Source organism: Hydrogenivirga sp., from assembly GCF_056450045.1.
Genome location: NZ_JBWONM010000209.1, coordinates 1 through 5694, shown reverse-complemented (window position 1 = coordinate 5694; position 5694 = coordinate 1). Strand labels below are relative to the sequence as shown.

Here is a 5694-nt window from a genome sequence, read left to right as displayed (position 1 = left end):
AGGTCGTATCTCGTTATCTGGTTGAAGAATACCTCGTAGTAGGAGCGAGCCCTCTCAATCAGGTTCTCTATCTCCATGGTCATGGTCTCTACGAGCCTGAGCTTCTTGTATATCTCCATGTAGCCGTACTCTCTCAGGCTGAACTCAGCGGGAACCTTGACCACGCTCATCTTGTCGGGCTCCCTCGGTGTGGTCTCGTTGGCGAGGGTATCAACAACTATCTTTGCGTAAGGGCTCTTTACCGCATTCTCGTTGGGAAGGATTGTGACAGCCTCAACCTTTATCCTCTCATCCTTGAGCAGAAGGTCAAGACCTTCCCACTCCTCTATGTACCTCTCCTCTATGAACTCCTTCTCCTTGTCCGAGTCTTCAAGCTTTGCCCTGTACCTCAGGAGAGCGAAGATGTAGTGGTGCTCAAGGTCCTCGGGTCTGTACTCCTCTCCCGTCTCTGAATCAAAGAGGGCACCGTCCCTGACCACGAGCTTCCTAACGCCCTCGTAGAAGTTGGAGAGTATCTCGTAGGCGGTCTCAAAGCCCCAGGCTCTGAGTATAGCTATACCGCTCACCTTCTTCCGGTCAACCCTGGCATGGAAGGTGTCCGTTGTTCCGGAGAGCTCAAACTCTATCCTTGAACCCTTGTCGGGTATTATGCTCGCTCTGTATATTATCCTCGTTATCGTAGCGTCCTTCTGCTTTTCCTCCTTCTCTTCAAAGAACACCCCAGTTGACCTGATGAGCTGGTTGACTATTACCCTCTCGCTCCCGTTTATGATGAAGGAGCCCCAGTCCGTCATAAGGGGTATCTCTCCAAAGTAAACCTTCTTCGGGGAAGTCTCTCTCTCACCCTCCTTTGTCTTCACTTTCAGCCTGTACATGACCCTGAGGGGGGCGGAGTAGGTCATCCCCTTTATCCTGCACTCGTCGGGGGTGTACTTTTCCTTGTAAACGAGCTTACCCTTACACTTAGGACACTCCACTCCCCAACCGCCAAGGAAGTCGGACTCCGGCTTGTAACCACAGGAGTTACATTCCCAGTCCCCTATCTCGTAGCCGAGGTACTCTAAGAATATGTTCCCATCGGGATCCACGAAGGGAAAGGAGGTCCTGAATATGTACTCCAGTCCTATGTTCTCCCTCTCCTGGGGTGCCTTCTTTAACTGGATGAAGTTCTCAAAGGAACTCTTTGGTACACTTAAAAGGTAGGGAGGTTCTATTATCTCTTCTCTCCTCCCGAAGAACTTCCTTGGAAGAGCTGCATTTCTCATTCTTTCCACCCCTTAATAATTTAGTGGCAAATAAAATATTTTAACACAAGCGGTCAAAAACGCAGAAAAGGGCATCCCGTTTCGGGACACCCTGCTCTCAAAAGAAGGCTTTTGGAAGTAATCCACTATTACTTGAGCTCTACCTCTGCTCCTGCCTCTTCCAGCTTCGCCTTTATCTGCTCAGCCTCCTCCTTGGAGACCCCTTCCTTTATGGGTTTGGGTGCGTTGTCAACGAGCTCCTTAGCCTCCTTGAGACCCAGTCCGGTGATCTCCCTGACCACCTTTATCACCTGTATCTTGTTGCCTCCGGGGGACTTGAGGATGACGTCAAACTCCGTCTTCTCCTCTGCGGCAGCTGGCGCACCCCCAGCACCACCGGCGGCAGGAGCTGCTGCAACCATGGCGGCTGCGGATACACCGAACTCCTCCTCAAGCCTTTTAACAAGCTCAGCGACCTCAAGAACGCTCATGTTCTTGATAGCCTCAACAATCTCGTCAATGGTGAGTGTAGCCATAACCAAACCTCCTTAAGATTTTTGCTCTTCTATAGCTTTCAATGTCATAACGAGCTTCTGAGGAACCGCCTTCAGGGTCATGGCGAGCTGGGTTACGGGAGCCATGAGAACCCCGAGGAGCTTTGCAACCAGCTCCTCCCTGCTTGGCAACTCCGCGAGGGCAACGACATCCTCAGGTGTTAAGTATCTTCCCTGAAGGAGCCCGCCCTTTATCCTGTCCCTGTACTCCTTATCAAAGGTCTCCTTGAGGAAATCAACGAGAACTTTTGTTGTTGCTACAACATCTTCGTAAGCGAAGAGGGCTGCGGTGGGACCGATGAATATGTCCCTGTGGTCAACGAGGGGTGTGTCCTCAAAAGCTCTGTATAGCAGGGTGTTCCTCCCGACGAGGACCTCTCCCTGGGTAGCCCTGATCTTAGCCCTCAGAACCGAGAGGGGAAGGGCGTCTATCTTCTCAAAGTTAAAGAAGACAACGAAACCGTTTGACCTGTTTAGCCTCTCCTTGTAAGAGGCAACCAGCTCCTTCTTCCTCAGAAGGCTCTTGCGTTCCTGTGCCATCTTACCTCTCCTTTAAGCTGCAAGTTCCTGCAGCTTCTTCATCGTCTCAGGTATGTCTATCTTTATCCCCGGTCCCATGGTGGTGGACAGGGTTATTGACTTTATGTACTGCCCCTTCGCTCCCGGGGGTTTAGCTCTCACAACCGCATCAATTGCGGTGTAGATGTTCTCTATCAGCTTGTCCTCATCAAAGGAGACCTTGCCAACGGGCATGTGGACGTTGCCAGCCTTATCAACCTTGAACTCAACCCTACCCTTCTTGGCATCCCTTATAGCCTGTTCCAGATTCTTGGTTACCGTTCCGGTCTTGGGATTGGGCATGAGTCCCCTCGGACCAAGTATCCTACCCAGCCTCGCTACCTTGGGCATTATCTCAGGCGTAGCGATCACCACATCGTAGTCTATCCACTCCTCTTTGAGGATCTTGTTTATCAGGTCCTCACCACCGACGTAGTCTGCCCCAGCCTCCTCAGCTCTCTTGGCGTCCTCACCTTCTGCAAGGACGAGAACCTTTATCGGCTTACCAAGACCGTGGGGTAGGACGACCGATCCTCTGACCATCTGATCTGCATACTTGGGATCAACGTTCAACCTCATTGCAAGCTCCACCGTCTCGTCAAAGCCCCTCTGGGTAACCTCGGCTATCTTCTTGAGAAGAGAGACAGCCTCCTCAACGGTGTAGGTCCTGTTCCTGTCAATCAGCTCCAAAGCCTTAAGGTACTTCTTTCCTCTCCTCGCCATGGCACTACTCCTTAAATCCTTCTATCTCTATGCCCATGCTTCTGGCAGTCCCGGCGATGGTTCTTATTGCCGCCTGAAGGTCATCGGTGTTCATGTCTTTGAGCTTTGTCTTTGCTATCTCCTCAACCTGTTTGAGGGTCACCCTGCCTACCTTCTGCCTCTTTGGGTCTGCCGCTCCCTTCTCTATGCCTGCAGCCTTCTTGAGAAGGTAAGACACGGGCGGGGTCTTCATTATAAAGGTGAAGCTCCTGTCCTGATAGACGGTTATCACAACGGGGAGAACTGTGCCGGGTTCAAAGTCCTTGCTGGCAGCGTTGAACTGCTTGACAAACTCCATTATGTTAACCCCGTGCTGACCCAAGGCTGGACCGACAGGTGGTGCCGGAGATGCCTGCTGGGCAGGGAGCATAAGCTCAATAGTTCCTACCACCTTCTTAGCCATTTCTGAGCCTCCTAAATCTTCTCAACCTGTGTGAAGTCAAGCTCCACCGGAGTAAGCCTTCCGAATATGCTTATGAGAACGGTGAGCTTCTCCCTCTCGGGATGTACCTCTTCTACCGTCCCGGTGAAGTTCATGAAGGGTCCCTCTATAACCCTGACCTGGTCTCCCTTCTCAAATTCAACCTTCCTCGTCTTGACTCCCTTCTGGACCTGTTCAAGTATCCTGTTGACCTCCTCTTCCTTCAGAGGTACAACCTTTCCTCCCACGAGGACGGGCTTGTATATGTGGGGCGTCTTCTCTATAGCTCTCAAAAGCTTATCGTTCATCTTTGCCTTTATGAGTATGTACCCGGGGAACATCTTGTTGTCCAGGATTATCTTCGCCTCCGTCTTGTTGTCCTTGCAGACAAGCTTCTGACCGGGCTTTGATATGGGTGGGGCGTTGAGACAGCTGTCACCCTCAGCACTCTCAACAACGCTCACCTTACCGTCCGCTATCCTGAAGGTGGTAACACCCTTCTTTCCAAGCACGCTTATATCCCTGTTGTTCCCCCTCAGGGAGAGCCTGTACTTCTCCTTCCCCTGGGCGCGTATCACTACCCTCTCCTCCGCCGGGACAACCACCTGCTCAACGAGGTCTCTAAGTCCTTCAAGGTCAAGAACCTTAAGCAGATTCTCCCTCGCAGCGACCTCTTTCCCAGCCTCAACCTGAAGAGCGTACCACTGTTTCTCTTCCATCAAGCTCCTCTCAGCGCAAATATAAGAGATAAGATCTTAGTAAAAGCAAGGTCAAGCACCCAGAGGTAAACCCCTACAACCAAAGAGAAAATTATAACACTTATTGTAGCCTTGGTGACGAGCTTTCTATCGGGCCAGGATACTCTCCTGAGCTCTGCCCTTACTCCCTGAAGGAACTCCTTTAGCTTTCCCATAGAACTCTTCCATGCGGGGCAGGGAGGACTCGAACCCCCAACCGCGGGATTTGGAGTCCCGCGCTCTGCCAAATTGAGCTACTGCCCCTTTATTTGACCTCCCTATGCAAGGTATGTTTCCTGCACCACTTGCAGTACTTCCTGAGCTCAAGCCTCTCAGGATGCTTTTGCTTGTTCTTGGTGGTTGTGTAGTTTCTCCTCTTGCACTCCGTACATGCAAGGGTGATTATCTCACGAGCGCTCGCCATATCCTACTCCTCAATCCAGAATTTTGGTAACGACACCAGCACCTACTGTCCTTCCTCCTTCCCTTATAGCAAACCTAAGCCCCTCTTCCATCGCAACTGGTGCTATCAGCTCTACCTCAAGCTCTACGTTGTCCCCAGGCATAACCATCTCCACTCCTTCGGGTAACTTCACCACTGTCCCCGTTACGTCCGCTGTCCTGAAGTAAAACTGGGGTCTGTAGTTCAGGAAAAAGGGTGTGTGCCTCCCGCCTTCTTCTTTGCTGAGTATGTATACCTGTGCTCTGAACTTCTTGTGGGGTGTCACACTCCCCGGCTTTGCCAGCACCTGTCCCCTCTCTACGTCGTCTTTTCCTACTCCCCTCAGCAGAACCCCTACGTTGTCTCCGGGTAGTGCTTCGTCAAGTATCTTCCTGAACATCTCTATTGAGGTTGCCACTGTCTTTATTGGCTCTTCCCTTAGCCCTACTATCTCAACTTCTTCTCCGGGCTTGAGCACTCCTCTCTCTACTCTTCCTGTAACGACTGTTCCCCTTCCGGATATGGTGAATACGTCCTCTATTGGCATGAGGAAGGGTTTGTCCATGTCCCTCTGGGGGGTGGGTATGTATTCGTCCATGGCACTGAGCAGCTCTTTTATGCTCTCTACCCACTTGCCGGGAGAGTTCTGTTCAAGTTCCTGGAGTGCTCCGAGGGCTGAGCCTCTTATTACGGGTACTTCGTCCCCGGGAAATTCGTACTTCGTCAGGAGTTCTCTTACTTCAAGCTCCACGAGTTCAAGGAGCTCTTCGTCGTCAACCATGTCGCACTTGTTCATGTAAACGACTATGTAGGGAACGTTGACCTGTCTGGCAAGAAGAACGTGTTCTCTTGTCTGGGGCATCGGTCCGTCGGCTGCTGAGACGACCAGAATCGCTCCGTCCATCTGTGCTGCTCCGGTTATCATGTTCTTGATGTAGTCTGCGTGTCCGGGACAGTCAACGTGTGCATAGTGTCT

At 51.6% G+C, this 5694-nt stretch carries 8 protein-coding genes, 1 tRNA gene and 1 pseudogene; all 10 read right to left on the bottom strand.

The annotated features are described in order from the left end of the window. Positions 1–1265 (bottom strand): annotated as a pseudogene (locus AC1HCM_RS08645) (DNA-directed RNA polymerase subunit beta); the annotation flags it as partial. Between the two features lie 128 nt (positions 1266–1393). Beyond that, positions 1394–1780 (bottom strand): 50S ribosomal protein L7/L12, encoded by a 387-nt coding sequence (gene rplL, locus AC1HCM_RS08640; protein WP_479461368.1) that lies wholly within the window; start codon positions 1778–1780, stop codon positions 1394–1396. 12 nt (positions 1781–1792) lie between these two features. Next, complete coding sequence (rplJ, locus tag AC1HCM_RS08635) at positions 1793–2338, bottom strand: 50S ribosomal protein L10 (protein ID WP_479461367.1); 546 nt, start codon at positions 2336–2338, stop codon at positions 1793–1795. A 12-nt stretch (positions 2339–2350) separates the two neighbouring features. Next, a complete protein-coding gene (gene rplA, locus AC1HCM_RS08630) occupies positions 2351–3079 on the bottom strand; it encodes a 50S ribosomal protein L1 (RefSeq protein WP_479461366.1) in 729 nt (242 codons plus the stop codon). Positions 3080–3083: 4 nt separating this feature from the next. Further along, positions 3084–3521, bottom strand: a complete 438-nt coding sequence (rplK, locus tag AC1HCM_RS08625) for a 50S ribosomal protein L11 (protein WP_479461365.1) — start codon at positions 3519–3521, stop codon at positions 3084–3086. Positions 3522–3532: 11 nt separating this feature from the next. After that, positions 3533–4258, bottom strand: coding sequence for a transcription termination/antitermination protein NusG (gene nusG / locus AC1HCM_RS08620; protein WP_479461364.1), 726 nt, complete (start codon positions 4256–4258; stop codon positions 3533–3535). Beyond that, positions 4258–4452, bottom strand: a complete 195-nt coding sequence (gene secE, locus AC1HCM_RS08615) for a preprotein translocase subunit SecE (protein ID WP_479461363.1) — start codon at positions 4450–4452, stop codon at positions 4258–4260. The genes nusG and secE overlap by 1 nt, the downstream gene beginning before the upstream one ends. Before the next feature lie 14 nt (positions 4453–4466). After that, positions 4467–4540 (bottom strand) — tRNA-Trp (locus AC1HCM_RS08610). 1 nt (position 4541) lies between these two features. Then, on the bottom strand, positions 4542–4700 hold the full coding sequence (gene rpmG, locus AC1HCM_RS08605) for a 50S ribosomal protein L33 (protein ID WP_479461362.1): 159 nt from the start codon (positions 4698–4700) through the stop codon (positions 4542–4544). A gap of 10 nt (positions 4701–4710) precedes the next feature. After that, positions 4711–5694, bottom strand: a 984-nt coding sequence (gene tuf, locus AC1HCM_RS08600; protein ID WP_479461361.1) for an elongation factor Tu, incomplete at its 5' end; no start/stop codon positions are given.